We start from the raw sequence: 25855 nt of genomic DNA, 5'->3' as shown, positions 1-25855 counted from the left end.
CGGCGTCGTCGCCCCAGCCCCTGTCCCGAAGAACCAACACTGAGGATGAGTATGACCACCGCACATGACCTGCCGGTCCTTGAACTGCTGCCTGCCGTCGATGTCGTCAACGGGCAGGCCGTCCGGCTGGTCCAGGGGGAAGCCGGCAGCGAAACCAGCTACGGCACGCCCTTGGACGCGGCACTGAACTGGCAGCAGCAGGGCGCGGAATGGGTGCACCTGGTGGACCTGGATGCGGCGTTCGGGCGCGACTCCAACGCGGACCTGCTCCGCGACGTGGTGGGCCGCCTGGACATCAAGGTGGAGCTTTCGGGCGGCCTCCGCGACGACGAGACCCTCGAAGCTGCCCTGGACCTGGGCGTCGCCCGGGTCAACCTGGGCACCGCAGCCCTGGAGAATCCGGAGTGGACCGCGCGGGCCATCGAACGCTTCGGCGACAAAATCGCCGTCGGACTGGACGTCCGGGGCACCACCCTGGCCGGCCGGGGCTGGACCAAGGAAGGCGGGGACCTCTGGGACGTGCTGGGCCGCCTCGAGGAGGCCGGGTGCTCACGCTATGTGGTGACCGACGTGACCAAGGACGGCACCCTGCAGGGACCCAACGTTGAACTCCTCCGCCAGATGGTGGAGAAGACCGGCAAGCCCGTGGTCGCCTCCGGCGGCATCTCCAGCCTTGATGACCTTAAGGTCCTCCGCTCGCTGGTGCCGCTGGGCGTGGAAGGCGCCATCGTAGGCAAGGCCCTTTACAGCGGGGCCTTCACGCTGCCCGAAGCCCTCGACGTCGCCGGCCGGCGCTAGGCGCCCGGAAGGTCCAGCCAATGCCCAACGCCGAGGAACCGGGACATCCCCCAGCCCGCCAACTGCCAGGACATATCGCCGCAGCCCTTGCCGGGGCCGGCGGGCCGGCGGACTCTGCGGGCAGGCCGTGGGCCGGGCGCAGCCTCGCCGGTGAAGACGGCAAGATCCACAACTTCGAGGACGACGACGGCGCGGCCGACGCCGGCTACCTCGCCGCTGTTGCGGCGCTCCGGCAGGGGAGCGGCAGCGAAGCCGGGGTGGTGGCGGCGCTGGCAACGGCCCGGGTGTTCATCCCCATCGTGGCGCAGCTTGCTGAGGAAGCGGAAACGGATCACGGCCTGCACGCCGACAAGCAAGCAGACATGGCGCTGGTCACGCTGAAGGCCGCCGACGGCCGGACGGCGCTCCCGGCATTCACCTCTGCAGCCGCCCTCTCAGCCTGGCGCCCCGAGGCCCGGCCGGTTGCCGTGTACGCGGCCCGCGCGGCGCTCTCTGCCGTCGCTGAGGGCGCCGAACTCCTGGTCCTGGACCCGGGGGCCGACTTCACCTTCGTAGTCCGCCGCCCGGCCGTCTGGGCCCTGGCCAAGCAGCACCGCTGGGTCCCCTCCTACGAGGATGCCGAGCTCGCTGGCGAACTTGGCCGTGCCGCCTCCGGGTTTCCCGCGGTTCGCGGCATCGAACTCCTGCCCGGCAGGGGAGTGTCCACCGCCGCTGCCGACGGCACTGTCGTTCCCGGCGGCGGCGCCGGACCCGAACTCCAGGTGGTGCTCTACCTTGAGGACGGGTTGGACGCCGCCGGGGTCCAGGAACTGGTGGCCGGCCTGCAGGCCGAGTGGTCCCGGAATGTATTGTTTGGGGAGCGCGTCGATTCCCTGGAGATCAAGCTCAGGCGCGCTCCCGACTAGCTGCCGGCCGGATGGGTGAACCCCGCCCGCGCCGGGGCGGACCCTAAGGATCGCTTCGTGAATTTCGCTCTCTACCGGGAGTTGCTCGCCGTCCTGCCCATCCGGCGGCTGCTGCTGGTGGGCATGGTTGCCCGGATCCCGCACTCGGCTGCCGGAGTCCTGCTCACCCTGCATATCGTCTTGACCCTGGGCCAGGGCTACGCGGCGGCCGGCGCCGCCGCGGCGGTGATGACCATTGGCATTGCCCTTGGCGCCCCGTGGCGTGGCCGGCGCGTTGACACCGTGGGCCTGCGGACGGCGCTGATTCCGTCGGTGATCTCGGAGACCATCATCTGGTCCGTGGTGCCCCATGTGTCCTACCAGTGGCTCCTGCCGCTCGTCTTCGTCGGGGGCCTGCTCACACTGCCCATCTTCAGCGTCGTCCGGCAGTCCTTGGGCGTCCTGGCCCAAGGCGACCAGCGCCGTACGGCCTTTGCCCTGGACGCCATCACCACCGAAATGGTGTTCATGATCGGCCCGGCCGCGGGCGCCGTGGTGGCCACCAGCGGGTTCACCACCGCAGGCTTGACCGTCGTGGGCATAGCGACGTCACTGGCCGGACTGTTCCTCATGTGGTTCAACCCGCCCACCCGCAGTGCGGACCCGGGAATGGGACGCGAAGCTGACGAGCAGCACGCGGCGGAGGCCGCCGTCGTCTCCACCGCCCCGGCCCATGTCCAGGAAGCCGCTGCGGAACTGGCGGCGCCCGCGGGTGCCGCTGCACCGCAGGAGGGCTCGAGGGGAAGGCCGGCGGGCGGCTTCTCCTGGTTCACCGCCACAGTGGCGGCCCTCTTCGCGGTCGCCGCCGGCGCCGGCATGGTCCTGAGCGGCACCGACGTTGGCATTGTTGCCGCCTTGGAGATCGGTGGACACCAGAGTGAAATCGGCATTGTCTTCGTCTTCTGGTGCGCCGCCTCAGTGGTGGGCGGCATCGTCTACGGTGCCATGCACAGGCCCGTCCCGCCCGTCATCCTGCTGTTGGGCATGGCGGCCCTGACACTGCCGATGGCACTCGCCCACGACACCTGGACGCTCGCTTTCGTCTCCGTCCTGCCCGGTTTGCTGTGCGCCCCGGTCCTCTCGGCGGCCTCCGAGAAGGTGGCAGACCTCGTCCCGGAGGAGCGGCGCGGAGAGGCGATGGGCTGGTACGGCTCGGCCCTGACCGCCGGGGTGGCGCTCGGGTCGCCGCTCGCCGGCATATTCATCGACCGGATGGGCCCCTCCGGCGGTTTCGTCTCGGTCGGGGGTGCGGGTGTGCTGCTGTGCCTGGTGGGGTTGGCCCTGCAGCTGCGCCGGCGCAGGGCGGCCGCCTGAGGCCGCCTCCAACGATTGCTCCCCACCCACGTGGACGGGCCGCGGGTCGTGTTCCCGGGGAAACGACGACGGCGCGACGACCTCGGATGGTCGTCCCGCCGTCGGGCGCTGCGTTGGGGGAGTCCGGCGCTAGTTCACGGCCCCGGTGTACTTTTCGCCCGGTCCCTTGCCCGGAGCGTCGGGAATCAGGGACTCCTCACGGAAGGCGAGCTGGAGGGAGCGCAGGCCATCGCGCAACGGTCCGGCGTGCTGGGAGCCGATTTCCGGGGCGGCCGCGGTGACCAGGCCGGCAAGGGCCGTGATCAGTTTCCGGGCTTCGTCCAGGTCCTTGAGTTCGGCTGCATTGTCTTCAGCGGCGAGGCCCAGCTTCACGGCGGCAGCACTCATGAGGTGCACGGCGGCCGTGGTGATGACCTCGATGGCGGGGACCTCCGAGATGTCGCGGATCTGCTGTGAAACGTCCGCGCCTGCGTCAGCGGGCTCGAAAACGTACGAATTACTGTCTGAGGTGCTCATACTGGTAAGCTTGACACAGACCGACTGGATGTCGTTATTTCAGAGATCGTTCCAAACGATGGGGTTCCCAGCAGCGCTTCGCAGCGTTGACGGGAATTTTTTCTGTAGAATGGCATGCAGTTTGCAAGCGGAGTTCTCTCCCACCCGCGTCAGCCGCTGTTTCCCAGGTTCCTTGCGAACCGCCGGGGAACGAAAGGTTGCCGGGTACCTGGTTGGGCATGGAACCGGTAACCACCGGACCTGTGCGCGTGCTTCCCGTTTTTCGGGCGGCTTCGCCAACCTATCTGAGGCCTTCGATTGCTCCGGCAATTGGGGGCCTTCTCTATTTGCCGGACACAACAACAAACACAGGAGCTTTAACATTAGCGAGCCAAGAATCAATGAGCGTATCCGCGTCCCCGAGGTGCGGCTGGTCGGACCTGCAGGTGAACAGGTAGGAATCGTCCGTATTGAGGATGCCCTGCGCCTGGCTGCCGAGTCCGACCTTGATCTCGTTGAAGTTGCACCTCAGGCGAAGCCTCCGGTGTGCAAGCTGATGGACTTCGGCAAGTACAAGTACGAAGCCGCGGTCAAGGCACGTGAGGCCCGGAAGAACCAGACGAACACCGTTCTGAAGGAAATCCGCTTCCGCCTCAAGATCGACACCCACGACTACGAGACCAAGCGGGGCCACGCCCTTCGGTTCCTCGGCGCCGGGGACAAGGTCAAGGCCATGATCCAGTTCCGCGGCCGTGAGCAGCAGCGACCGGAAATGGGCATCCGCCTGCTCCAGCGCTTCGCGGACGACGTCGCCGAAGTTGGCGTGGTGGAGTCCAGCCCCCGCATCGATGGCCGGAATATGGTCATGGTTGTCGGTCCGCTGAAGAACAAAGCCGAGGCCAAGGCTGAAGCCCGTCGCGCCACCCAGCGCGCCGAGGCGAAGGCACAGAACGAAGCCAAGGCCTCAGGCCGTGTTGACACGTCCGGCACCGACCAGGCGCCCATGACCCAGTCACTGGCCGACCTCCTGCCGGAGGGGTTCACAGTTTCCACCGAACCGGACACGGCTCCGGAGGAAACTGCCGCCGTCGAGGCGCCTGCTGCACCGGCTCCCGAGCAGGAAGCCGCCAAGGAGGAAGCACCCAAGGCGGCCCCGGCTCCCCGGCAGGAAGCACCGAAGGCTGCCGCGCCAAAGGCTGCTGCGCCCAAGCAGGAGGCTCCGAAGCAGGAGGCACCGAAGGCTGCCGCTGCAGCACCGAAGCCCGCGACTGCCGCCAAGCCGGCCGCCACGGCGCCGAAGCCCGCTGCCGTGCCTGCCCCGCCGAAGCCGGTGGCCAGGCCTGCTGCACCGAAGCCTGCTGCCCGCCCTGCCCCCAAGGCAGTGCCCAAGCCGGCGGGTAAGAAGACCAACTAGTTCACAGCTGCCGGAGGTTCCGCCCTCCGGCAGTCAGCAACCAGCATGCTGCCCGCAGGGGCGGCTGCGCGATAGAACTGCCGGCCCCAGGGCCCGCAGAAACGTAAGGAGATCGGTTCCCATGCCGAAGATGAAGACCCACAGTGGTGCTAAGAAGCGCTTCAAGCTGACCGGCAGCGGCAAGCTGCGCCGCCAGCAGGCCAACCGCCGCCACTACCTGGAGCACAAGTCCAGCCGCCTGACCCGCCGCCTCGCCGGCGACAAGATCGTCTTCAAGGGCGATGCCAAGGTCATCCGGAAGATGCTCGGCATCTAGTTTCCAAGTTTATTGATGGGCCGCCCCCTGGCGGTTCGTCTTCTGCCAAACAGCCTTCTCAGGCCGCCGGATTTCCGGCAACAGATGCTTGGGATCAGATTTTCGAAGGAGTACGCACGTGGCACGTGTGAAGAGGGCGGTAAACGCCCACAAGAAGCGCCGGGTTGTCCTTGAGCGGGCAAAGGGTTACCGCGGACAGCGTTCGCGCCTGTACCGCAAGGCCAAAGAGCAGCTGCTGCACTCGTTTGTGTACAGCTACGGTGACCGCAAGAAGAAGAAGGGCGACTTCCGCCGCCTGTGGATCCAGCGCATCAACGCTGCATCCCGCGCCAACGGCCTCACCTACAACCGCCTGATCCAGGGCCTGAAGGCCGCTGAGGTCGAGGTTGACCGCCGCATGCTGGCCGAGCTCGCCGTCTCGGACGCCAACGCATTCGCCGCACTGGTCCAGGTGGCCAAGGACTCCCTGCCGGCTGACACCTCCGCCAAGAAGGTCGCCGCAGCCTAGAGGCCGCGCAAGGCTCCCCTCGGAGGGGCCGGTTCAGGAACTGGTGGCAGCAGCTACTACAGTTTCCTTTATGAACGACACCGGGCGCCCGCAAGATTTTCCACTGTCCAACCCCCGAGCCGATCGGGTCAGGGACGTGGCAAAGCTTGCAGGGCGCCCGGCCCGTTTAAAGCGTGGCCAGTTCCTTGCTGAGGGGCCGCAGGCAGTGCGCGAGGCACTGAAGCTTCACCAGCAGCGCATTGCGGCCGGAGCCCCGGGGATCGTCACGGACGTCTACGCGAGCGAAAGCTGCCTGGACCGGTTTCCCGAGTTCGAGGAGCTTGCCGAGGGGACCACGGCACGGCTGGCCACCGATGAAGTCCTCGCGGCCATGGCCGACACGGTCAATCCCCAGGGAATCGTGGCCGTCTGCCGCTTCGTGGACGTCTCCTTGGCGGACGTGCTCGACGCCGGACCGCGCCTGGTTGCCGTGCTCTGCCAGGTCCGGGATCCCGGTAACGCCGGAACGGTACTGCGGGCCGCCGATTCCGCCGGCGCCGATGCCGTGGTGTTCACCGCGTCCAGCGTCGATATCTACAATCCCAAGGCAGTCCGCTCCACCGCCGGTTCCCTGTTCCACCTGCCCGTTGTCCTGGCTGCCGACCCGGTAGAGCTCGCCGCTGCGTGCAAGGCCCGCGGCATCGGCATCCTCGCCGCCGACGGCTACGGACAGCTGGACCTGGACGTTCTCCAGGACGAGAGCGCCCGCCGCAGGCTCACCGGACAAGGCCCGGAATCCGCATACGACCTGGCCGGGCCAACCGCCTGGTTCTTCGGCAACGAGGCGCAGGGGTTGTCAGAGGATGAACTGGCCCTGGCCGACCACCGGGTGGCCGTCCCGGTCTACGGGGCGGCGGAGAGCCTGAATCTCGGCACCGCAGCCACCGTCTGCCTCTACGCCAGCGCCAGGTCCCAACGCCGGGACGGGGCAGTTGCGGAACAGGTTCCCGCCGGCTAGGGAGCAGGGGCGGGGCTGCCGCCGACGAAGGAGTGGCCGGGGAAGAAGCGGCCGGGCACAAAGAAAGGCCCCGGAGATCCGGGGCCCGGTGGTTAGGTGGTTACGGATTGATCAGGGCGCGCGGGTGGCTTTTCCGCGTCCGGTGACGAATCCGTAGATGCCGGCGACAATGAGGCCACCGACGATAGCGAGAATCCACGTGCCGAGGTCGAAGAATCCCATGTCGCCCTTGGCGAAGAGGAGGCTGCCGATCCAGCCGCCAACGATGGCACCAACAACGCCGAGGATGAGGCTGGTGACCCAGCCGCCGCCGACCCGTCCGGGCATAACGGCCTTAACGATGGCCCCGACAATCAGGCCCAAAATAATCCAAGCAAGAAAACCCATGTCTCCTCCTTATTGTGACCGGGAATAATAGTCCCGATGAGCCTCAAGCTAACATAAGGACCCCGCAAAGTCAGTAGCCGGGCCTGCGCCGTTGCGGCATCGTTAGGGGCGTCCCGGTACGGTATTGACGGGGTGGGGCCACGGCGGGATCCTGCACTATCAATCAGCGAAGAACCGGCGAAGAGGTGGGCCCCGTGGCTGCACATGGTGGTACCAAGGCGATAGTGGCGGCTCTTGCGGCGAACCTGGCCATCGCCGTCATGAAGTTCCTGGCGTACCTCCTGACGCAGTCCTCGTCGATGCTCGCGGAGGCCATCCACAGCGTGGCCGATTCCGGCAACCAGCTGCTGCTGCTCCTTGGCGGCAAGAAGTCGCAGCGGGCCGCCAGCCCGGAGCACCCCTTTGGCTACGGCCGGGAGCGCTACATCTACGCCTTCATCGTCTCCATCGTCCTGTTCAGCGTCGGCGGCCTCTTTGCCCTCTACGAGGCCTGGCAGAAATTCCTGCACCCGCACGGCATCGAAGGCGGCTTCTGGTGGGTTCCGCTGGCCGTCCTGGTGGGTGCGGTCATCGCCGAGTCCTATTCCTTTCGGACCGCCATCAAGGAGTCCAACCACACCCGCGGCGGCCAGTCCTGGGTCGCGTTCGTGCGCAGCGCCAAACAGCCCGAACTGCCGGTGATCCTGCTCGAGGACTTCGGCGCCCTCCTGGGCCTGCTGTTCGCCCTGGCCGGAGTCGGCCTGACCCTGCTGACCGGCAACGGGGCCTGGGATGCTGCCGGCACAGGCATGATCGGCCTGCTGCTGGTATCCATCGCCGTCGTGCTCGCCCTGGAAACGAAGTCGCTGCTGCTGGGTGAATCGGCCACGAAGGCGGACGTGGAGCGGATCCGGGCTGCCATCGAATCGGACGGCGGCCGCATCATCCACCTCAGGACCATGCACCTGGGCCCGGAAGAACTGCTGGTGGCGGCCAAGATTGCCGTCAGCCGCGCCGCCACCGGCGAAGAGATCGCCTTGGCCATCGATGACTGCGAGGCGAGGATCCGGGCAGCAGTGCCCATCGCCCGCGTGATCTACCTTGAGCCGGACCTGCACCGTCCGGCCTCTGCGGGCGGGCACGAACCGGGCGCAACGGCTCCCGGGCCCTGAAAGCAGCGGGCGGGATCAGGCTGCGAGCGGGCGCTTGCGTTCCAGCACGCCGCTGAGGAGCGCGACGCCGAACCCGAGGACGGCGAGTACGGCGCCCACCAGCGCCGGGGCTACGAAGCCCCAGCCGAGGGCGATGACGAGGCCGCCGAGGAAGGCTCCCAATGCGTTGGCGACGTTGAGCGCGGCGTGGTTGAGCGAGGATGCCAGGGACGGCGCATCCGGTGAAGCATCCAGGAGCCGGGTTTGCAGGGCGGGGATCAGCATGGAACCGGCGGCCCCCACCACGAACACCATGACCAGGGCGCTCCATGCCCAGTGTGCGGCCACGGCGTAAAGCACCAGGGCAACTGCTATGGCGGGCAGGACGCGGTAGAGGGTGCCCATCACCGACTTGTCGGCCAGCCTGCCGCCGATGAGGTTCCCGGCCACCATGCCCAGCCCGTAGAGGGCCACCACCACCGGGATCAGGGTGGAGGGGATCCCGGCCACGTTGGTCATGGTGTGCGCTATGTAGGTGTAGGTGGCGAAGAAGCCGCCGAACCCGACGATTCCCACCAGGAGCGCCAGCCATACCTGGAGCCGTTTCAGCGCGCCGAGTTCGCGGCGGATGCTCGCGTCCGGGTGGGTCTTCTGGAACGGCACGAAGATCCAGACGAGGACCAGTGCCAGCAGTCCGATGCACCCCACCAGGATGAACAGCAGCCGCCAGCCGAAGGCCTGGCCCAGCCACGTGGCAAAGGGTACTCCGACGACGTTGGAGATGCTGAGGCCGGCCATCACCATGGAGATGGCCCAGCCGCGCCGCGTCGGCGGGACCAGGGAGGCGGCTATCACGGCGGCTACGCCAAAGAACGCCCCGTGCGGCAGCCCCGCGGCGAACCTTGAGACGAGCATGGACCCGTAGTCAGGCGCTATGAACGAACTGAGGTTGGCAACGGTAAAGAAAAACAGGAGCCCCAGCGCCAGGTATTTGCGGGGTAGCTTGGCCCCGACGACGGCAAGCAGCGGGGCGCCGACCACCACGCCCAGGGCGTAGGCGGAGATCAGGTAGCCGGCTTGGGGCGTGGTGATCGCCAGGCCTTGCTCAACCTCCTTCAGCAGCCCCATCATGGTGAACTCGGTAACACCGATGCCGACTCCGCCCATGGCCAGCGCAAAGATGGCCATCCCAAGGTTCGGGATTTTGGCGGGGGCTGCCGTGGACTGGGAAAGAACGCTGCTCATGTGCCTGCTTCTCAAAGATGGGTGGAAAAGGCCGGATGCCACGGCAGTGGGGCAGGAATGTCCGGACAGAGTCGCAAACCCCCGGCGGGCTGGACCTATTCCCTGAAGCTGGAATGCTGTTCCGGGACATCCCATTGTGGACCATAGAATGGCCCGGTGACTGGACTGATTCAGGTTGTGGGCGGAGCCATCGTGGACCAGCTGGCGGAACCGGCGGCCCTGCTGGTCGCCAGGCGGAGTGCGCCGGAGCATCTGGCCGGGCTTTGGGAGTTCCCGGGCGGCAAGGTTGAGCGCGGCGAGGAGCCCGAGGCCGCGCTGGCGCGGGAGCTGTCCGAGGAACTCGGAATCGGTGTCCGGCTGGGACCCGAACTGCCGGCGGATTCTCCCGGTGGCTGGCCGCTGAACGAGCGGGCCAGCATGCGGGTCTGGTTCGCCGAGGTCAGCGACGGCGAGCCGCGGCCCCTTGAAGACCATGACCAACTGCAGTGGGTGGACCTCCGGGACCGGGACGCGGTCCTGCGCCTGCCATGGATTCCTGCGGATTTTCCGATCGTCCGGGCATTGCTGGACTCGGTGGCATCCCTGGACTCGGTGGCGTCCCCGCTGGACGGGGCGCACTGACACAGGTCCCCTGACACAGGACCGCCTCAGGGCCTGCTAGAAGAGCGCATCCTGCTGCGAGGGCCGCGCGGGAATCTTCGCGGGGCTCTCTATGGCGGGGGCGGGAATACTGCCGGCAGGGTACTGCGCTTCCTCGGCACGGGGATCGTCCACGTCCCGGCTGTCCAGGTCCCGGTGGCTGAAGCCGGAGGAATGCGAGAAGCCGTGGCGTGCCTTGAAGTACCGGACCTTGGCGGCCAGCCAGGTGCGGTATTCCTTGGAGGCGTAGGACCCCGTCCCGTACAGCCGCCGGTAGCGCCCCGCCAGTTCCGGGTGGTGGGCTGCGATCCACTTCATGAACCACTCCCTGGTCCCGGGCTTCAGGTACAGGGCACCGGCAGTGACTCCCGTGGCGCCCGCGGCCGCCAGGGACCCGAAGAGAGCATCCAGGGCTTCGTCACTGTCGGAAAGCCACGGCAGGATGGGCATGGCCATCACGCCACACGGGAGCCCGGCTTCGCGCAGCCTTGACACCAGCCGCAGCCGCGCCCTGGGCCCGGGTGTGCCGGGCTCAATGGCTTCAGAAAGGGACTCGTCGGTCATGGCCAGCGAGATTCCCAGCCCTACCGGCACCTGCGTGGCGGCACTCTTCAACAAGGGGATGTCCCGTGCCAGCAGCGTGCCCTTGGTGAGGATGGACAGGGGAGTGCCGGAGTCCGCCAGAGCGGAGATGATGCCCGGCATGAGGCGGTACCGCCCCTCGGCCCGCTGGTAGGGGTCGGTGTTGGTGCCCAGAGCGACCTGCTGGCGCGTCCAGGACGCCTTGTTCACTTCCTTGCGCAGGACTTCCGCTGCGTTGACCTTGACCACCACCTGGTTGTCGAAGTCCATGCCGGCGTCGAAATCCAGGTACGTGTGGGACTTCCTGGCAAAGCAGTACACGCAGGCGTGACTGCACCCCCGGTAGGGGTTCACCGTCCACTCGAAAGGCATCTTCGACCCCGCCGGGACCTTGTTGAGCACCGATTTTGCGGTGACCTCGTGGAACGTGATGCCGGCGAACTCGGGAGTGGTGACGGACCGGACCAGGCCTGCCAGCGGCAGCAATGCCGGAGCAGCCCCCCTGGCAGTTTCGGGGGCCGGAACCAGTGCTTGCGCTTCCCATCTCATGGCCTCCATTCGAAAACATGTTCGAATAGAAGTCAAGGGCGGCGCGCTGCCTCATCGCTGCTCCCGGCCAACGCCGGCTAGTGCAGCAGCTCCCATGTGACCGTCACACCGGCCTCCACCCGGTTCCGGCCGGCCTCAACGGGCAGCCCCTCAACGGCGGAGGCCCGTTGCAGGCCGGCAACCGGCACCGGGCCGGGAGCCGCCCTGAGGTCCGTCACGGACAAGACCCGGCCCAGTGTGGCCGAGGCCAGCGACGCGAACTGGGCGGCTGCGCGGAGCGCGTCCTGCCAGGCAGCCTCCCTGGCCTGTGCACGGACTGCGGAGTCATCGGAGAGGACCAGCTGCAGGCTCTCCAGCCGGACGTCGTCACCGCCCGACGCAACGGCGGCGGAGATGGCCGCCGGTGCGTTGTCCGCGTCCCGCAGCCTGACAGCAAGGGTGCCGCCCGCAACGTAGCCCACGAGTTTCTGCCTTTCGCCGTCCCGCCACGCGAGGTCTGCCCGCACCGACAGGCTGCCCGTCCGCAGGTCGGCAGGGGCAACACCTTGCCGGCGGAGGGCCGCGGCCACTGCGGCAAGGCCCTGGCCCGCTGCCGCATACGCGTCTGCCACCGACGGTGCGCGGCACTCCACCGCCACGGACACTTTCACGAGGTCAGGGACCGCCTCTGCCCACCCGCTCCCGGTGACGGTAACCGTGCCGGCATCCATGAGGGCCCGCTCCGGGGCGTTCACAGGACTGCGCTCCCCGCCGGAAGAGGGTAGCCGCCGGCGGCCAGGCCGGCCCTGCGTTCGAAAATATTCGCTGTTCCCGGATTTCCGCTCCGCAGGACCGACCAGCCGGCCGCGGCCAGGTACAAGGGAATGAACGGGAGGCCGAGGCACCAGGCGTACTGGCTGCAGTGCCGCTCCTCATGGCCCAGCAACGCAGGCCGGGACAACAGGTCGGCGGCCGCACCGCGGTACAGCACCACGTTCCCCACCGTGAAGGCACGGGCGGCAGGAAGCCGCCAACGGTACCCGGCGGCCAGGACCATGCCCCGCGGGCCTCGGCTCATCCGCGTACCCGCGGCGAGGGCGACGGCGAGGCCCGCGACAGTGCTCCCGTTAAGGAGGTTCGCTGCCCGCCTGAGCCGCTGGGCCGTCGTCGGGACATCCCGGGTACCCGCGCGCTGCCGCAAAGTCATGAGGCCATGGTAGCCGGAGGGTTCAACTAGACTGGAGGGCAGTGGCCGCCGGTCCTGCCGGCGAGCCCTGACCTGGTCATTGAATGAACTGACGTTCAGCGCATTCATCCATGACCTGCCAGCGACGGACGCGCCGAGCGGGAAACCGCGTACGGCTGCCCCGCCCGCCGGCAGCCACGACTCGTAGCTAAGAACAGTAGATGACTGAAACTTTGCCGGGCGCCGCCATTCCGAACCCCACGGATGAGGCCGCCATCAACGCCGCTGTAGACCAGGCCATCACCGCCATCGACGGTGCGGCCACCCTTGACGAGCTGAAGGCGGTGCGGCTTGCCCACAGCGGCGAGAAATCCCCGCTGAGCCTTGCCAACCGTGAGATCGGCCGGTTGCCCAAGGACCAGAAGGCGCTCGCCGGAAAGCTGATGGGCGCCTCCCGCGGCCGGGTCAACAAGGCGCTCGCCGACCGCACGGCCGTCCTGGAAGCCGAGAACGACGCCCGCATCCTGGTTGAGGAAACCGTGGACGTCACCGCCGCGCCGCGCCGTCGCCGTGCCGGTGCCCGCCACCCGCTCTCCACCCTCCAGGACCGCGTGGCGGACATCTTCGTGGGCATGGGCTGGGAAATCGCCGAAGGCCCCGAGGTCGAATCGGAGTGGTTCAACTTCGATGCCCTGAACTTCAAGCCGGACCACCCGGCCCGCGAAATGCAGGACACCTTCTTCGTTGAGCCACCCGAAGCCCACCTGCTGATGCGCACTCACACGTCCCCGGTACAGGTCCGCTCCATGCTGGAGCGCGAAGTACCCATCTACGTGCTGTGCCCCGGCAAGGTGTTCCGCACCGACGAACTCGATGCGACCCACACCCCGGTGTTCCACCAGTTCGAGGGACTCGCCATCGACAAGGGCCTGTCCATGGCCGACCTGCTGGGCACCCTGGAGCACTTCACCCGGCAGATGTTCGGCGACGAAGCAAAGGTCCGGTTGCGGCCCAACTACTTCCCGTTCACCGAGCCCTCAGCTGAGCTCGACATCTTCCACCCCGGCGCCAAAGGCGGCCCGCGCTGGATCGAGTGGGGCGGCTGCGGCATGGTCAACCCCAACGTCCTGCGGGCCGCGGGCATCGACCCGGACGTCTACTCAGGTTTTGCCTTCGGCATGGGCATCGAGCGTGCCCTGATGTTCCGCAACGAAGTAGGAGACATGCGGGAAATGATCGAAGGCGATGTACGGTTCAGCGAGCAATTCGGGATGGAGATCTAAGCGTGCGTATCCCACTTTCCTGGCTGCGTGAATTCGCGGCCGTACCGGCCGGTGCAACGGCCGAAGACGTCATGGCCGAACTGGTCAAGGTCGGTTTCGAAGAGGAAGCGGTCCACCGCCCCACCGATGCCCTGCGCGGGCCCGTGGTGGTGGGCCAGGTCCTGAGCCTGGTCAAGGAACCGCAGACCAACGGCAAGACCATCAACTGGTGCCAGGTCCGCGTTGTCCCCGAAGGGCAGGAGCAGACCCTCACCGGAGACGGCATCGACCCCTCCGGCGTGCAGGGCATCATCTGCGGTGCCCACAACTTCGTGGAAGGCGACAAAGTGGTGGTCACCCTGCCCGGCGCCGTGCTGCCCGGCGACTTCCACATCTCCGCCCGCAAGACCTACGGCCACCTCTCCGCCGGCATGATCGCCTCCGTCCGCGAACTGGGCATTGGCGATGACCACGACGGCATCCTGGTGCTCTCCCGCATCGGGCTGGACCCGGAAATCGGCACCGACGCCATGGAGCTCCTGGGCCTTTACGACCAGGCTGCGGAAATCAACGTCACCCCGGACCGCGGCTACGCCTTCTCCATCCGCGGCGTGGCCCGCGAGTACGCGCACGCCACCGGCACCGCCTTCACGGATCCCGCCACGAAGGTCAGCGCCCCGGCAGGCCTGTCCGGCGGCTACGGCGTCAAGCTCAACGACGACGCCCCCATTTACGGCACGCCCGGCTGCGACCGCTTCGTGGCCCGCACGGTGCGCGGCGTGGATGCCACCCGGCCCACCCCGCAGTGGATGGTATCCCGGCTGCGGCTGGCCGGCATCCGCTCCATCTCGCTGCCGGTGGACATTTCAAACTACGTCATGCTTGAGCTGGGCCAGCCCACGCACTGCTACGACCTGGACAAGCTGTCCGGCGACATCGTGGTGCGGCGCGCGTCCGCAGGGGAGAAGATCACCACCCTGGACGGCAAGGAGCGCACCCTTGATGCGGAGGACCTCCTGATCACCGACGACTCCGGCGCCATCGGCATCGCGGGCGTCATGGGCGGCGCGGCCACCGAGGTGAGCGATTCGACGTCGAACATCCTGGTTGAGGCGGCACACTTCGATGACGTGTCCATCGGACGCTCCCGGCGCCGGCACAAGCTGCCGTCCGAGGCGTCCAAGCGCTTCGAACGCGGCGTTGACTGGCAGGTTGCGGGCATCGCCGCGCAGCGCGTGGTGGACCTCCTGGTGGAACTGGCCGGGGGATCCGCCGATGAAGCGGGGACCGACGTCGGCACCGCCCCCGAAACCGTCACCATCGAGATGCCGGCCGGCTTCGCCGCGGCCCGCATCGGGATCGACTTCACCGAAGCGCAGATCGTCACCTCGCTGGAGGACCTGGGCGCCGGCGTCGTAAAGCACGACGCCGGCTGGACCGTGACGCCGCCCAGCTGGCGCAGCGACCTGGAAACAAAAGAAGACCTCACAGAGGAAATCGCCCGGCTGGTGGGCTACGACAAGATCCCCGCCACGTTGCCTGTGGCCCCTCCCGGCCGCGGCCTCACGCGGGTCCAGCAGCAGCGCCGGCGCCTGATCCAGGCCCTGGCGGACGCCGGACTCACCGAGGTCCTGTCCTACCCGTTCGTGTCCAAGGCGGCCAACGACACCTTCGGCACCGCCCACGAAGGTGCCCCCCGGAGCGCCGTCAAGCTCGCCAACCCGATCAGCGAGGAGCAGGGCTACCTGCGGACCTCGATCCTTCCGGGCCTGATCGAGGTGGCCAAGCGGAACCATTCCCGCGGCTTCCGCGACCTCGCCCTGTTCGAGTCCGGCCTGGTCTTCCTTCCCGGCGCCGCCATGGGTACCGCCGCCATCCCGCCGTTGGGGGAAAAGCCTGCCGACGAGGTGCTGGATGCCCTTTACGACGGCGTCCCGGACCAGCCCTTCCACGTCGCCGCGGTCCTTACCGGCCACGATTCCCCGGCTGCTGCCGGCCACACTCCGCGGACGTGGGACTGGGCTGACGCGCTGGATGTTGCCCGCCTTGCGGGCGACGTCCTCGGCGTCGACCTTGTGGTCACGCAGGGCAGCCACCAGGCGTTCCATCCCGGCCGCACCGCCCGGCTCGCACTGCGGACGGGAGAGACCGTGGGGTACGCGGGCGAACTGCACCCAAAGCTGCTGGCTGCCTCGGACATGCCGGCCCGTTCGGTGGCGGTGGAACTCAGCGCCGATGCCCTCTTCGAAGCCGCACCGGACGTGATCGTGGCCCGCCACATCTCGACCTTCCCCGTGGCCACCCAGGACGTGGCGCTCGTGGTCCCGGCCGACGTCCCGGCCGATGAGGTCCTCGCCGCCCTCCGTGAAGGTGCCGGCGAGCTGCTGGAGGACGTCGCCCTGTTCGACGTCTACGCCGGCAAGGGCATTGAGGACGGCAAGAAGTCGCTGGCCTTCGGGCTCCGGTTCCGGGCCGCCGACCGCACCTTGACCGCGGACGAAGCCTCGGCCGCGCGCGAAAGCGCCGTGGCCCTGGCAGCGGAACGCTTCGGAGCCGTGCAGCGCTAGGTCCTGTTCGCAGTCTCCGGAAGGGCGGGTCATGACGCAATGTGAAATGCGTGCAGTCCCGCCCTTCCTGGTGCCCGGCGAAGCCGCCGCGGTGCGCAGCGACGCCGAACGCCTCCTGGACGGCGTGGAGCTGGCGCGGGCCAAGGCCATGGCGCCCGCCGCCGGGACGGCGTTCCTGGCCGGTCGCTTGGCCCAGCGGGACTTCGCCGCCAGCCTGCTGTCAGTGTCCGCCGCCGACCTCGCCACGGCCTACGGCTGCCCGCACTGCGGCACGGGCCCGGACCTGGGCCACGGCAGGCCGGGGTACACCTATCGGGGTTCCCCCGTGCCCCTGGCCCTCAGCCTGTCCCGGGCCGGCGGCTGGACCCTGCTCGCGGCCGTGCCGGATGCCGCACCGGGAACCCGCCTCGGGACAGACATCGAGGATCCTGCCCGCACCGGTTTCGACGGGTTCGACGGACTGGCACTGGCACCTGCCGAACGGCTTGCGCTCCGGGACATCACGGCGGTCCTCCTCCCTGCAGCCAGGGCAAGGTTGTGGGCCCGCAAAGAGGCCTGGCTGAAGATGACCGGCGAGGGACTCAGCAGGATGCCGTCCTCCCTTGACGTCCTGGAACGTCCCGGACTGATCGACCTTGGCCCCGCGGAAACCGGGCTTCCCGCCCACCTGGCCGCCGCCGTCGCGCTTTCCGGCCTGGTCAGGACGCCGGCAATGGCGGCAGTGGCTCCTCGTAGAGCCACGGGTGCAGCAGGGATTCTGCATCCACGGCTGTTGCCCGGCTGACGGCCATGATGAAGTCCTGCGTGGTGACCGAGCCGTGCCGGTGGCTGGCGGTCCAGTCCTGCAGGACGGCAAAGAAGGCGAGGTCGCCCACGGCCATCCGGACGGCATGGACAGCCAGCGCGCCCCGCTGATAGACACGGTCATCGAACATCCGCCCGGGTCCGGGGTCGCCCACCAGGATGTCCTGCTCCTCGGCGGCCAGCCGGCGCCAGGCAGCCCCGGCCCGGTCCGCCACTGCCATGACGCCGGCTTCTTCGGACCAAATCCATTCGGCGTAGCAGGCAAAGCCCTCGTGCAGCCAGATGTCCTGCCAGCCGGCCGCCGTCAGGGCATTGCCAAACCATTGATGGGAGAGTTCGTGGGCGATCAGGCGCTGGGACTCCCAGTCCAGGCCCAGATGGTTGGGGCCAAGGATGGACATGGCCTGCGCCTCAAGCGGGATTTCCAGTTCGTCCTCGGTGACCACCACGACGTACCCGGGAAACGGGTAGGGGCCAAAGCAGCTGCTGAACGTGCGCATCATGGCCGGCTGGAGCGCCAGGCCGGCCCGTGCCCGGTCCGCCAAGGCGTGTGAGACGGCCACGGTCTGTGGAACGGGGGTGCCGTGCCGTCCGCTGTCCAGTTCCAGCAGCGCGTACCTGCCAATCTGCACGGTGGCCAGGTAGGCGGGCATGGGATCGGCCTGTTCGTAGACCCAGGTTTCCCGGCTGGAACGGGCGGTGTGCGATTGCAGGACGCCGTTGCACACCACGCGGTAGTTCGCATCGGTGGTCACGGTGAACCGGTAGCTGGCTTTGTCCCCGAGGTGGTCGTTGCACGGGAACCAGGAGGGCGCCCCGTTGGGCTGCCCGGCCACCAGGACGCCGTCCGTGAGCTCCTCCCAGCCCACCTCACCCCAGAGGCCCCGCCGTGGCCGCGGGTTGCCTTCGTAGCGCACCTCCAGCGTGAACGGCTGCCGGGCCTCGAAAGGGTTCTGCGCCGAAACCACGAGTTGTCCTGCCCTCTGGCTGAACCGAAGGGGCTTGCGGCCGTCCAGCAGCACTTTGGTGGCGCGCAGCCCGGCAAGGTCCAGCACAATGGCCGACGCCGGGACGCACGTGACGCCGTGCAGCACCGCCCTGCCGCTGAGCCGGTTGCTGGCCACCCGGTAGTCCAGGTCCAGTTCGTAGCGCTCCACCCGGAAGGCGTTGGTCCCGGCGCCGGGCAGGTAAGGATCCGGGGCGGCGCCGCCGGCCTCGTGGACACTGCCGCGGGCGGCTGATGCTGAAGAACTCATGGGGACCTTCGGTTGGCAGACGGCGATCCGGGGCCGCTCCAGGGACTGACGGGGTTGCCCATCCAGTACGTCGCGGCGGGAACTGCTTCGCCGCGCATCACCAGGGACGCCGGCCCCACTGTTCCGCCGGCGCCGACGCTGGCCTGGGGAAGGATGACCCCGTGCGGGCCCATGGTGGCCCCGTCCTTGAGCGTAACAGCGTCGATGCTCATCACCCGGTCGTGGAACAGGTGCGTCTGCACCACGCAGCCCCGATTCACCGTGGAGTTCCGGCCGAGCGTCACCAGGTCGGCTTCGGGCAGCCAGTAGCTTTCACACCATGTGCCGCTGCCGATCTTCGCGCCGAGCGCACGCAGCCACCAGACCAGGGCCGGCGTGCCGGAAGCAGCCCGAGCAAACCACGGGGCGGAGACCATCTCGATAAAGCTGTCCACTACTTCGTTGCGCCAGATGAACGAGCTCCAGAGCGGGTGCTCACCGGGGCGGATCCGGCCCACCAAGATCCACTTGGCGACGACGGATGCGGCTGCGGCGACAAAGCCCGCCAGGAGCATGACCACGCCCGTGAGCACAGCTGCGGCGGCATAGCCCAGCGTGGCAGCGATCCAGTCGAAGGCCAGCATGGTTCCGGCAGCGATGGCCACTGTGAGCATGACCGGCAAAAACCGGCCCAGCTCCCACAGGGTACGTGCCACCTTCAGCCGCGCCGGGGGCTGAAAGGTGCGGGAACCGTCTGAGGCGATAGGGGTCCGCCGCAGCCGGACCGGCGGGCTTCCCAGCCAGGAGGTGCCCGCCTTGGCCTTCGCCGGCGTCGCGGACAGGACGGCCACCAGCGAGTTCTTGGGCACGTTGCGGCCGGCGGCGGTCATGCCGGAATTGCCGAGGAACGACCGCTTGCCGATCTTCGCCGGTGCCACCCGCAGCCAGCCGCCGTCGAGCTCGTAGGAGGCCACCATGGTGTCATCGGCCAGGAAGGCACCTTCACCCACGGTGGTCATTTTTGGTATCAGCAGCACGGTGGAGGCCTCGACGTTCTTCCCGACCTTGGCGCCCAGCAGGCGAAGCCACACCGGCGTGAACAGGCTGGCATAGATAGGGAACAGCAGGTCCCTGGCCAGGTCCAGCACCCGCTCGGTGGCCCAAATCTGCCATCCCACCCGGCTGCGGATCCGGTAGTAGCCCTCCGCGATCCCGATGGACAGCAGGCGCGTGGCAGCCAGCACCAGGACGGCGTTCGTGGCGAACCACACCAGCGACGCCGGGGCAAGGGCCGGCAACAGCCGGGGGAGGGCCTCCGTCAGTGACGTACTGCCCTGGATGAAGGCGAACGCGACCCACAGCGCGGCAGCGGCGGACACGTAAGGGATGACGGAAAGGCAAGCCGACGCCAGCGCGAAGCCGGCGAACCAGGCCCGTGCGGCAAACCTGCCCTGGGCTGCGGCATCCGGCACGCTGTGCTTGGCTTTGCCCTGCCGGCGCGCCGGAGACCCGGCCGCCAGCTGGCCTGCCTTCACCTTCCCCAGCACCGCGGAACCGGCTTCCACCTGCGCCCCGGCCCCGATCGAGGCGCCGGGCATCAGCGTGCTGCGTGCGCCCACGCTGGCGCCGCGGCCAATACGGATGGCCCCAATGTGGACGTCGTCGCCGTCGATCCACCAGCCCGAGAGGTCCACTTCCGGTTCCACGTTGGCTCCGCTGCCCAGCGTCAGCATCCCGGTAACAGGTGGCAGCGAATGCAGCTGGACGTCCCGGCCGATCTTTGCGCCCAGCGCCCGGGCGTAATACGGGACCCATGGCGCACTGGCGAGGCTGATGGCACCGGCGAGGTCCTGGATCTGTTCGGCGAGCCACAACCGCAGGTGGACGCGCCCGGACCGCGGATAGATGCCTGGTTCCACTCCGCGCAGCAGGAACCGGGCCGCCCCGACAGCCAACAGCATCCGCCCCGCCGGGCTGACGAACACCAGCCAGGACACCGCCACCCACCACCACGAGACCGTGGGAGCAGCAGCGAACCCGGCAAGCCCGGCCAACAGGTTGTTCAGGGCCATGAGGTAGGTCAGCCACCTCATGCCCACCAGGATGTGCAACGGCACACCCATCAGGGTCTGGAAAACCTGGGACTTCCGGGCTGTGGGCCGTACGGACCGCTCCGTTGCCGGGGCCGCCGTCGGGCCGCCGGGACGGGACTGGCGCGCCACTTCCACCAGCGCACCGATCCGCGGCGTCGCGTAGATATCGGCCACGGTGATGGTGGGGTAGCGGACCCGCAGGGCCGAGACCAGCTGGGCGGCTGAGAGTGAGCCGCCGCCGTAGGCGAAGAAATCGGCATCCAGCGAGCTGACAGGGCTGCCCAGCACGTTGCTCCACTGCTCCACGATCCAGGCGGCGTCATCCGGGATGTTCAGGGGGGCGGCGTTTGCCTCCGCGGCGCCAGCCCCGGCCAGCGGCCACGGGAGTTCGTGCCGGTTCACCTTGCCGCTGGTCTTGGTCGGCAGGGAGTCCAGCACGGTGAGCATGGGAACCAGGGCTGCAGGCAGGCTTGCCGTCAGCTGCTCCCGGGCAACCGAAAGGTCAAGGACCACCCCGGCCGCCGGCGCCAGGTAGCCCACCAGGACGTGGTTTCCGGCGGCCGTGGTTTGGACTGACGCGGCGCCGCCTGCCACCCCGGGAAGTGACTGGAGCGCGGCGTCGATCTCGCCCAGCTCAATCCTGCGGCCGCCGAGCTTAACTTGTTCGTCAGCCCGGCCTTGGAAGACCAGGCCGGCCTGCTCGAAGCGCACCAGGTCACCCGACCGGTAGGCCCGGTCCCACCCCAGGGTGGGCATGGGCGCGTACTTCTCCGCGTCCTTGGCAGGATCGAGGTAGCGGGCCAGGCCAACCCCGCCGATGATGAGTTCGCCTACTTCGCCTTCGGCTACCGGTACCGCGTTCCCGTCCACGATGGCCAGGTCCCAGCCGTCCAGCGGCAACCCGATCCGCACGGGGCCAGGTGCACCCAGGGGCGCCGCGCAGGCCACCACGGTTGCTTCCGTTGGACCGTACGTGTTCCAGACTTCGCGGCCTTCAACGGCCAGGCGGCCGGCGAGTTCGGGCGGGCAGGCCTCGCCGCCGAAAATGAGGAGCCGGACGTTCTCAAGCGATTCCGGGGGCCAGAGCGCAGCGAGGGTGGGCACGGTGGAAACGGCGGTGATGCCGTGGTTGATCAGCCAGGGGCCAAGGTCCATGCCGGTCCGGACCAGGGCGCGCGGTGCGGGCACAAGGCAGGAGCCGTGCCGCCAGGCGAGCCACATCTCCTCACAGGAAGCGTCGAAGGCGACCGACAGCCCGGCCAGGACCCGGTCCTGCGGGCCCAGGGGTTCGCCCTGGAGGAAGATCCTCGCCTCCGCATCCACAAAGGCGGCGGCGGACCGGTGCCGGACCGCCACGCCCTTGGGTGTTCCGGTGGAGCCGGAGGTAAAGATGATCCAGGCGTCGTCGCCAGGTTCCGGAGGCCGTGCGCCCTTGAACGGGCCTTTGCGCCCCTGCCCGGCCGGCCCGGGCCCGATCGAGCCGCCCGGCCCGAGAACGGCTGCCACGTTGGCCTCGCCGAACACCAGCCGCGCGCGTTCCTCGGGATCGTCGGCGTCCACGGGGACATACGCGGCTCCCACCAGGAGCACTGCGAGTATGGAGACGTAGAGTTCGCTGGTGCCGGACGGGATCCGGATGCCAATCCTGTCTCCGGCGCCGAACCCTGCCTGGTGCAGCCGGCGGCCGGTGGCACGGACAGCATCCAGCAGCTGTGCGTAGCTCAGTGAGGTGCGGCCGTCGTCCAGGGCCGAAGCGTCCGGAAAACGGGCAGCGGTGTCCTGTAGGACGTCGATCAGCGTCCGGGCCGGGGGCGCAGCCGCGGCTCCCGGCAGCTGGGGCCCGTGCAGGGCGACGTTCCTGCCGGGCCCGCCTGCCGGTGGCGCGGCTGCAGAGGCCGCAGGATCCTGGCGGACGGTGCTGGCCGGCGCTGCACCGGGATGGTCATCCCCGAAGGGGACCTGCTGCTGGGTCACCCGTGCATTTTCCCGGGAGAAGATGAACAAAAGGTGTCCGGCGCGCCCGGACGCGCTGTTTGAGGCGGTCCGGGGGTTTGCCCGGCGTTCACGTTGCCCGCGGTTACGGAACCAGGAGCACTTTGCCGGTGGTCTTCCTGCCCTCAAGGTCGCGGTGCGCCAGGGCTGCCTGCGATAACGGGTAGCGGGCCCCTACCCGCACCTTCAGGCTTCCATCTGCTGCAGCAGCGAACACCTCGGCGGAGCGCCAACGCCGCTCCGCGGCATCCTGGAGGTAGTGGCCCATCGTGGGGCGGGTCAGGAATAAGGAGCCGCCGGCATTCAGGCGCTGCGGGTCGACCGGCGGGACGGGGCCCGATGCGGCACCGAACAACACCAGCATCCCCCTGATGCGCAAGGCTGAAAGGGAACCGTCGAAGGTGTCCTTGCCCACGCCGTCGTACACCACGTCCACGCCGGTACTGCCCGTGATCTCCCGGACCCGCTCCGCGAATCCTTCGTAGCGCAGCACGTGGTCCGCTCCGGCGCCGCGCGCCAAGTCTTCCTTTTCGTCGGTGGACACCGTGGTGAACACCTCAGCGCCCCGTGCCTTAAGCATCTGGATCAGCAGCAGTCCCACGCCTCCGGCGCCGGCATGGAGCAGGACCCTGTGGCCACTTTCGACCTTGAACGTGGAGTTCATCAGGTAGTGGGCAGTCATGCCCTGCAGGGGAAGCGCCGCGGCGGTAAAGACGTCCAGGCCCCTTGGTACCGGCAGCGCGGCGTCTTCGTCCACCAGCGCGTAGTCCGCGTAGCAGTTGATGCCCTCAGCCGTGGCAATCCGGTCGCCTACGGCAAATCCGGTCACCCCGTCTCCCACCGCCTCCACCGTGCCGGCGGCCTCGGTGCCGGGGGTGAAGGGGTACTGCACCTTGTAGGTGCCGCTGCGCTTGTAGGTATCGATGAAGTTCACGCCGGCCGCGCCCACCTTGAACAGCAGCTGCCCCGGGCCGGGCGTGGGGGGCTCAACCCCGGTATATTCAAGGACTTCCGGTCCGCCTGCCTGCCGTGCGAGGATTGCGTGCGTCATGGCGCTCCTTTCCCGGGTTCCGGTACCTCCGGCCCGGCTGCCGAAGTCCATCCTAGGGACACCTTGTGCCGGACGGACACGTATGCGGAGCAACCGTCCCCCGGATTGCCCATGCATAAATATCGGCCCCAATGCATAATTATTGTTGTATAGTCGAGTCATGACTATTTCTGTTGCGGTTTCGGGAGCCAGCGGATACGCCGGGGGAGAGGTCCTCCGCCTCCTGGCCGGGCATCCCGGTGTGACCATCGGCGCGATCACGGCGCACAGCAACGCGGGCTCGCGGTTGGGCGAACTGCAGCCGCACCTGCACGGACTGGCAAGCCGGATCCTGGAAGACACCACGGTGGAGAACCTGTCCGGCCACGACGTCGTCTTCCTTGCCCTCCCGCATGGCGCGTCGGCCGAAATCGCCGCCCAGCTGCCGGAAGGAACGGTCGTCATCGATGCCGGAGCCGACCACCGGCTCGAAGACCCCGCTGCATGGGAAAAGTTCTACGGTTCCGCCCACGCCGGCACCTGGCCCTACGGACTTCCGGAGTTGCCCGGGCAGCGCGAGGCCCTGAAGGGCGCCAGGCGCATCGCCGTCCCCGGCTGCTACCCCACCTCCGCCCTGCTGGCGCTCACTCCCGGGTTCGCAGCCCACCTGCTGGAGCCCGACGACGTCGTCATCGTTTCCGCCTCCGGCACCTCCGGCGCGGGCAAGGCAGCCAAGGTCAACCTCATCGGCTCCGAGGTCATGGGATCCATGGGCCCCTACGGCGTGGGCGGCGGACACCGGCACACGCCGGAAATCGAGCAGGGCCTGTCCAACGCGGCGGGGGAGCAGGTCACCGTGTCATTCACCCCCACGCTGGCTCCGATGAGCCGCGGAATCCTCACCACCGCCACCGCCAAGGTCAAGGCCGGCACCACCGCCGCGCAGCTGCGCCAGGCGTGGACGGACGCATACGATGACGAGCCGTTCGTCCACGTCCTGCCGGAAGGCCAGTGGCCTGCCACCAAGTCCGTCCAGGGCTCCAACCACGCCGCCATGCAGCTCGCCTTCGACCCCCACACCGGGCGCGTGATCGTGACCTGCGTGATCGACAACCTCACCAAGGGCACGGCCGGCGGCGCCGTCCAGTCCATGAACATCGCACTCGGCTTGCCGGAAACCGACGGCCTCAACCTGCAGGGAGTAGCCCCGTGACCATCACCGCACCCCAGGGATTCCGGGCAGCCGGCGTCACCGCCGGCCTCAAGGCTTCCGGCAACCCGGACCTCGCCCTCGTGGTCAACGACGGCCCGGCCAAGGCCGCGGCCGCCGTGTTCACCAGCAACCGCGTGGCAGCGGCCCCGGTCCACTGGTCCCGCCAGGTGGTCTCCGACGGCCGCGTCGACGCCGTGATCCTCAATTCCGGCGGAGCCAACGCCTGCACGGGCCCCACCGGCTTCCAGAACACCCACAGCACCGCGGAGAAAGTGGCGGATGTCCTGGGGATCTCGGCCACCGACGTCTTTGTCTGCTCCACCGGCCTGATCGGTGAACAGCTGCCCATGGACAAGATCCTGCCGGGCGTCGAAGCGGCGGCGGCAGCATTGAGCCCCGACGGCGGTCCGGCGGCAGGCACCGCGATCATGACCACCGACAGCGTGCCCAAGTCGGCGCTGTTCATCGGCACCGACGCCGACGGCCAGGAATTCAGCATCGGCGGCATTGCCAAGGGCGCCGGCATGCTGGCCCCCGGCCTGGCCACCATGCTGGTGGTGCTCACCACCGACGCCGCCGTAGATTCGGACATGCTTGACGTCGTCCTGCGGGACGCCACCCGGGTCACCTTCGACCGCGCCGACTCGGACGGCTGCATGTCCACCAACGACACCGTGGTCCTGCTGGCCTCCGGTGCGTCCGGGGCCGTGCCTTCCGCGGCGGATTTCGGTGCCGGCCTCACCCAGGTCTGCGCCGAACTGGCCCGCAAGCTGATCGCCGACGCCGAGGGCGCCAGCCACGACATCGCCATCCGCACCTTCAACGCAGCCAGCGAAGCGGACGCCGAAACGGTCAGCCGCTCCGTGGCCCGCTCCAACCTGTTCAAGGCCGCCATCTTTGGCAAGGACCCGAACTGGGGCCGCGTGCTGTCCGCCGTGGGCACCACGGACGCTGCGTTCGAACCGGACAAGCTCAACGTGGCCATGAACGGGATCCAGATCTGCCGCAACGGCAGCATCGGCGACGACCGGAGCCTGGTGGACCTGGAACCGCGCGAGGTCCTGGTGGAGATCGACCTGCAGGCAGGCGACGCCGAAGCCACCATCTGGACCAACGACCTCACCCACGACTACGTCCACGAGAACAGCGCCTACTCCAGCTAGGAGCTCCTGCTCC

23 protein-coding genes are annotated in these 25855 nt (G+C 68.4%); 14 read left to right on the top strand and 9 right to left on the bottom strand.

What is annotated here, in order from left to right; genetic code table 11:
• Positions 1-51 precede the first annotated feature (51 nt).
• Genes priA through QRM95_RS13385 form a run of 3 tightly spaced genes read left to right on the top strand, consistent with a single transcriptional unit; the run spans position 52 to position 3056 of the window.
• Positions 52-798 (top strand): bifunctional 1-(5-phosphoribosyl)-5-((5-phosphoribosylamino)methylideneamino)imidazole-4-carboxamide isomerase/phosphoribosylanthranilate isomerase PriA, encoded by a 747-nt coding sequence (gene priA, locus QRM95_RS13395; protein ID WP_285248064.1) that lies wholly within the window; start codon positions 52-54, stop codon positions 796-798.
• Between the two features lie 20 nt (positions 799-818).
• Positions 819-1703, top strand: a complete 885-nt coding sequence (locus QRM95_RS13390; RefSeq protein WP_285248063.1) for an SseB family protein — start codon at positions 819-821, stop codon at positions 1701-1703.
• 57 nt (positions 1704-1760) lie between these two features.
• Positions 1761-3056: an MFS transporter gene (locus QRM95_RS13385; protein WP_285248062.1), complete on the top strand. Its 1296-nt coding sequence runs from the start codon at positions 1761-1763 to the stop codon at positions 3054-3056.
• 129 nt (positions 3057-3185) lie between these two features.
• On the opposite strand, the gene QRM95_RS13380 is transcribed toward QRM95_RS13385, so the two are convergent.
• Entirely contained in the window at positions 3186-3572 is a 387-nt protein-coding gene (locus QRM95_RS13380) for a DUF1844 domain-containing protein (protein ID WP_018763612.1), read from the bottom strand.
• Positions 3573-3975: 403 nt separating this feature from the next.
• On the opposite strand from QRM95_RS13380, the gene infC reads away from it, so the two are divergent.
• The 4 genes from infC to QRM95_RS13360 all read left to right on the top strand — a co-directional run bounded on the left by infC (position 3976) and on the right by QRM95_RS13360 (position 6786).
• Positions 3976-4965: a translation initiation factor IF-3 gene (infC, locus tag QRM95_RS13375; protein WP_502934965.1), complete on the top strand. Its 990-nt coding sequence runs from the start codon at positions 3976-3978 to the stop codon at positions 4963-4965.
• Positions 4966-5086: 121 nt separating this feature from the next.
• On the top strand, positions 5087-5281 hold the full coding sequence (rpmI, locus tag QRM95_RS13370; RefSeq protein ID WP_009358635.1) for a 50S ribosomal protein L35: 195 nt from the start codon (positions 5087-5089) through the stop codon (positions 5279-5281).
• 118 nt (positions 5282-5399) lie between these two features.
• Entirely contained in the window at positions 5400-5789 is a 390-nt protein-coding gene (gene rplT, locus QRM95_RS13365; RefSeq protein WP_018763610.1) for a 50S ribosomal protein L20, read from the top strand.
• 70 nt (positions 5790-5859) lie between these two features.
• A complete protein-coding gene (locus QRM95_RS13360; RefSeq protein WP_285248061.1) occupies positions 5860-6786 on the top strand; it encodes a TrmH family RNA methyltransferase in 927 nt (308 codons plus the stop codon).
• Between the two features lie 111 nt (positions 6787-6897).
• Here the strand turns inward: QRM95_RS13360 and QRM95_RS13355 are convergent, their stop codons facing one another.
• Positions 6898-7173 (bottom strand): GlsB/YeaQ/YmgE family stress response membrane protein, encoded by a 276-nt coding sequence (locus QRM95_RS13355; protein WP_018763608.1) that lies wholly within the window; start codon positions 7171-7173, stop codon positions 6898-6900.
• Positions 7174-7367: 194 nt separating this feature from the next.
• Here QRM95_RS13355 and QRM95_RS13350 point away from each other — a divergent pair, with 194 nt between their 5' ends.
• On the top strand, positions 7368-8324 hold the full coding sequence (locus QRM95_RS13350; RefSeq protein WP_285248060.1) for a cation diffusion facilitator family transporter: 957 nt from the start codon (positions 7368-7370) through the stop codon (positions 8322-8324).
• Positions 8325-8339: 15 nt separating this feature from the next.
• Here the strand turns inward: QRM95_RS13350 and QRM95_RS13345 are convergent, their stop codons facing one another.
• Entirely contained in the window at positions 8340-9548 is a 1209-nt protein-coding gene (locus tag QRM95_RS13345) for an MFS transporter (RefSeq protein ID WP_285248059.1), read from the bottom strand.
• A 156-nt stretch (positions 9549-9704) separates the two neighbouring features.
• Here QRM95_RS13345 and QRM95_RS13340 point away from each other — a divergent pair, with 156 nt between their 5' ends.
• On the top strand, positions 9705-10169 hold the full coding sequence (locus QRM95_RS13340) for a (deoxy)nucleoside triphosphate pyrophosphohydrolase (protein ID WP_285248058.1): 465 nt from the start codon (positions 9705-9707) through the stop codon (positions 10167-10169).
• Positions 10170-10205: 36 nt separating this feature from the next.
• On the opposite strand, the gene QRM95_RS13335 is transcribed toward QRM95_RS13340, so the two are convergent.
• The 3 genes from QRM95_RS13335 to QRM95_RS13325 all read right to left on the bottom strand — a co-directional run bounded on the left by QRM95_RS13335 (position 10206) and on the right by QRM95_RS13325 (position 12504).
• On the bottom strand, positions 10206-11318 hold the full coding sequence (locus QRM95_RS13335; RefSeq protein ID WP_285248158.1) for an Rv2578c family radical SAM protein: 1113 nt from the start codon (positions 11316-11318) through the stop codon (positions 10206-10208).
• Positions 11319-11395: 77 nt separating this feature from the next.
• On the bottom strand, positions 11396-12052 hold the full coding sequence (locus QRM95_RS13330; RefSeq protein WP_285248057.1) for an SIMPL domain-containing protein: 657 nt from the start codon (positions 12050-12052) through the stop codon (positions 11396-11398).
• Positions 12049-12504 carry a hypothetical protein gene (locus QRM95_RS13325; RefSeq protein WP_285248056.1) on the bottom strand — a complete coding sequence of 152 codons (456 nt, stop codon included), beginning with the start codon at positions 12502-12504 and terminating at the stop codon, positions 12049-12051. Before QRM95_RS13325 ends, QRM95_RS13330 begins: the two co-directional genes overlap by 4 nt.
• Positions 12505-12704: 200 nt before the next feature.
• On the opposite strand from QRM95_RS13325, the gene pheS reads away from it, so the two are divergent.
• From pheS to QRM95_RS13310, 3 genes are read left to right on the top strand one after another with little or no spacing between them, the layout of a single operon-like run.
• A complete protein-coding gene (pheS, locus tag QRM95_RS13320) occupies positions 12705-13766 on the top strand; it encodes a phenylalanine--tRNA ligase subunit alpha (RefSeq protein WP_285248055.1) in 1062 nt (353 codons plus the stop codon).
• A gap of 2 nt (positions 13767-13768) precedes the next feature.
• The gene (pheT, locus tag QRM95_RS13315) at positions 13769-16312 is read left to right on the top strand and encodes a phenylalanine--tRNA ligase subunit beta (RefSeq protein ID WP_285248054.1); all 2544 of its coding nucleotides are present in this window, start codon (positions 13769-13771) and stop codon (positions 16310-16312) included.
• Between the two features lie 31 nt (positions 16313-16343).
• On the top strand, positions 16344-17096 hold the full coding sequence (locus QRM95_RS13310; protein WP_285248053.1) for a 4'-phosphopantetheinyl transferase family protein: 753 nt from the start codon (positions 16344-16346) through the stop codon (positions 17094-17096).
• Here the strand turns inward: QRM95_RS13310 and QRM95_RS13305 are convergent.
• From QRM95_RS13305 to QRM95_RS13295, 3 genes are all read right to left on the bottom strand, one after another.
• Positions 17011-18372 carry a M1 family metallopeptidase gene (locus tag QRM95_RS13305; RefSeq protein ID WP_285248052.1) on the bottom strand — a complete coding sequence of 454 codons (1362 nt, stop codon included), beginning with the start codon at positions 18370-18372 and terminating at the stop codon, positions 17011-17013. The genes QRM95_RS13310 and QRM95_RS13305 overlap by 86 nt on opposite strands.
• Entirely contained in the window at positions 18369-22292 is a 3924-nt protein-coding gene (locus QRM95_RS13300) for a Pls/PosA family non-ribosomal peptide synthetase (RefSeq protein WP_285248157.1), read from the bottom strand. The genes QRM95_RS13305 and QRM95_RS13300 overlap by 4 nt, the downstream gene beginning before the upstream one ends.
• Positions 22293-22521: 229 nt before the next feature.
• A complete protein-coding gene (locus QRM95_RS13295) occupies positions 22522-23487 on the bottom strand; it encodes a quinone oxidoreductase family protein (RefSeq protein ID WP_285248051.1) in 966 nt (321 codons plus the stop codon).
• 160 nt (positions 23488-23647) lie between these two features.
• On the opposite strand from QRM95_RS13295, the gene argC reads away from it, so the two are divergent.
• Together argC and argJ are read left to right on the top strand one after the other, a co-directional pair.
• On the top strand, positions 23648-24679 hold the full coding sequence (gene argC, locus QRM95_RS13290) for an N-acetyl-gamma-glutamyl-phosphate reductase (RefSeq protein WP_285248050.1): 1032 nt from the start codon (positions 23648-23650) through the stop codon (positions 24677-24679).
• The gene (gene argJ, locus QRM95_RS13285) at positions 24676-25842 is read left to right on the top strand and encodes a bifunctional glutamate N-acetyltransferase/amino-acid acetyltransferase ArgJ (protein WP_285248049.1); all 1167 of its coding nucleotides are present in this window, start codon (positions 24676-24678) and stop codon (positions 25840-25842) included. Before argC ends, argJ begins: the two co-directional genes overlap by 4 nt.
• Positions 25843-25855 lie beyond the last annotated feature (13 nt).

This window comes from Pseudarthrobacter sp. efr-133-R2A-89 (genome assembly GCF_030209315.1).
Lineage (GTDB): Bacteria > Actinomycetota > Actinomycetes > Actinomycetales > Micrococcaceae > Arthrobacter.
The sequence above is the reverse complement of the archived record's forward strand: the minus strand, read 5'-3'. Positions and strand labels throughout refer to the sequence as shown.

Coding starts and splice junctions, on each gene's coding strand:
- priA (WP_285248064.1), top strand. CDS start 52: ATGACCACCGCACATGACCTGCCGGTCCTTGAACTGCTGCCTGCCGTC.
- QRM95_RS13390 (WP_285248063.1), top strand. CDS start 819: ATGCCCAACGCCGAGGAACCGGGACATCCCCCAGCCCGCCAACTGCCA.
- QRM95_RS13380 (WP_018763612.1), bottom strand. CDS start 3,572: ATGAGCACCTCAGACAGTAATTCGTACGTTTTCGAGCCCGCTGACGCA.
- rpmI (WP_009358635.1), top strand. CDS start 5,087: ATGCCGAAGATGAAGACCCACAGTGGTGCTAAGAAGCGCTTCAAGCTG.
- QRM95_RS13360 (WP_285248061.1), top strand. CDS start 5,860: ATGAACGACACCGGGCGCCCGCAAGATTTTCCACTGTCCAACCCCCGA.
- QRM95_RS13355 (WP_018763608.1), bottom strand. CDS start 7,173: ATGGGTTTTCTTGCTTGGATTATTTTGGGCCTGATTGTCGGGGCCATC.
- QRM95_RS13345 (WP_285248059.1), bottom strand. CDS start 9,548: ATGAGCAGCGTTCTTTCCCAGTCCACGGCAGCCCCCGCCAAAATCCCG.
- QRM95_RS13335 (WP_285248158.1), bottom strand. CDS start 11,318: ATGAGATGGGAAGCGCAAGCACTGGTTCCGGCCCCCGAAACTGCCAGG.
- QRM95_RS13325 (WP_285248056.1), bottom strand. CDS start 12,504: ATGACTTTGCGGCAGCGCGCGGGTACCCGGGATGTCCCGACGACGGCC.
- pheS (WP_285248055.1), top strand. CDS start 12,705: ATGACTGAAACTTTGCCGGGCGCCGCCATTCCGAACCCCACGGATGAG.
- QRM95_RS13310 (WP_285248053.1), top strand. CDS start 16,344: ATGACGCAATGTGAAATGCGTGCAGTCCCGCCCTTCCTGGTGCCCGGC.
- QRM95_RS13305 (WP_285248052.1), bottom strand. CDS start 18,372: ATGAGTTCTTCAGCATCAGCCGCCCGCGGCAGTGTCCACGAGGCCGGC.
- QRM95_RS13295 (WP_285248051.1), bottom strand. CDS start 23,487: ATGACGCACGCAATCCTCGCACGGCAGGCAGGCGGACCGGAAGTCCTT.
- argC (WP_285248050.1), top strand. CDS start 23,648: ATGACTATTTCTGTTGCGGTTTCGGGAGCCAGCGGATACGCCGGGGGA.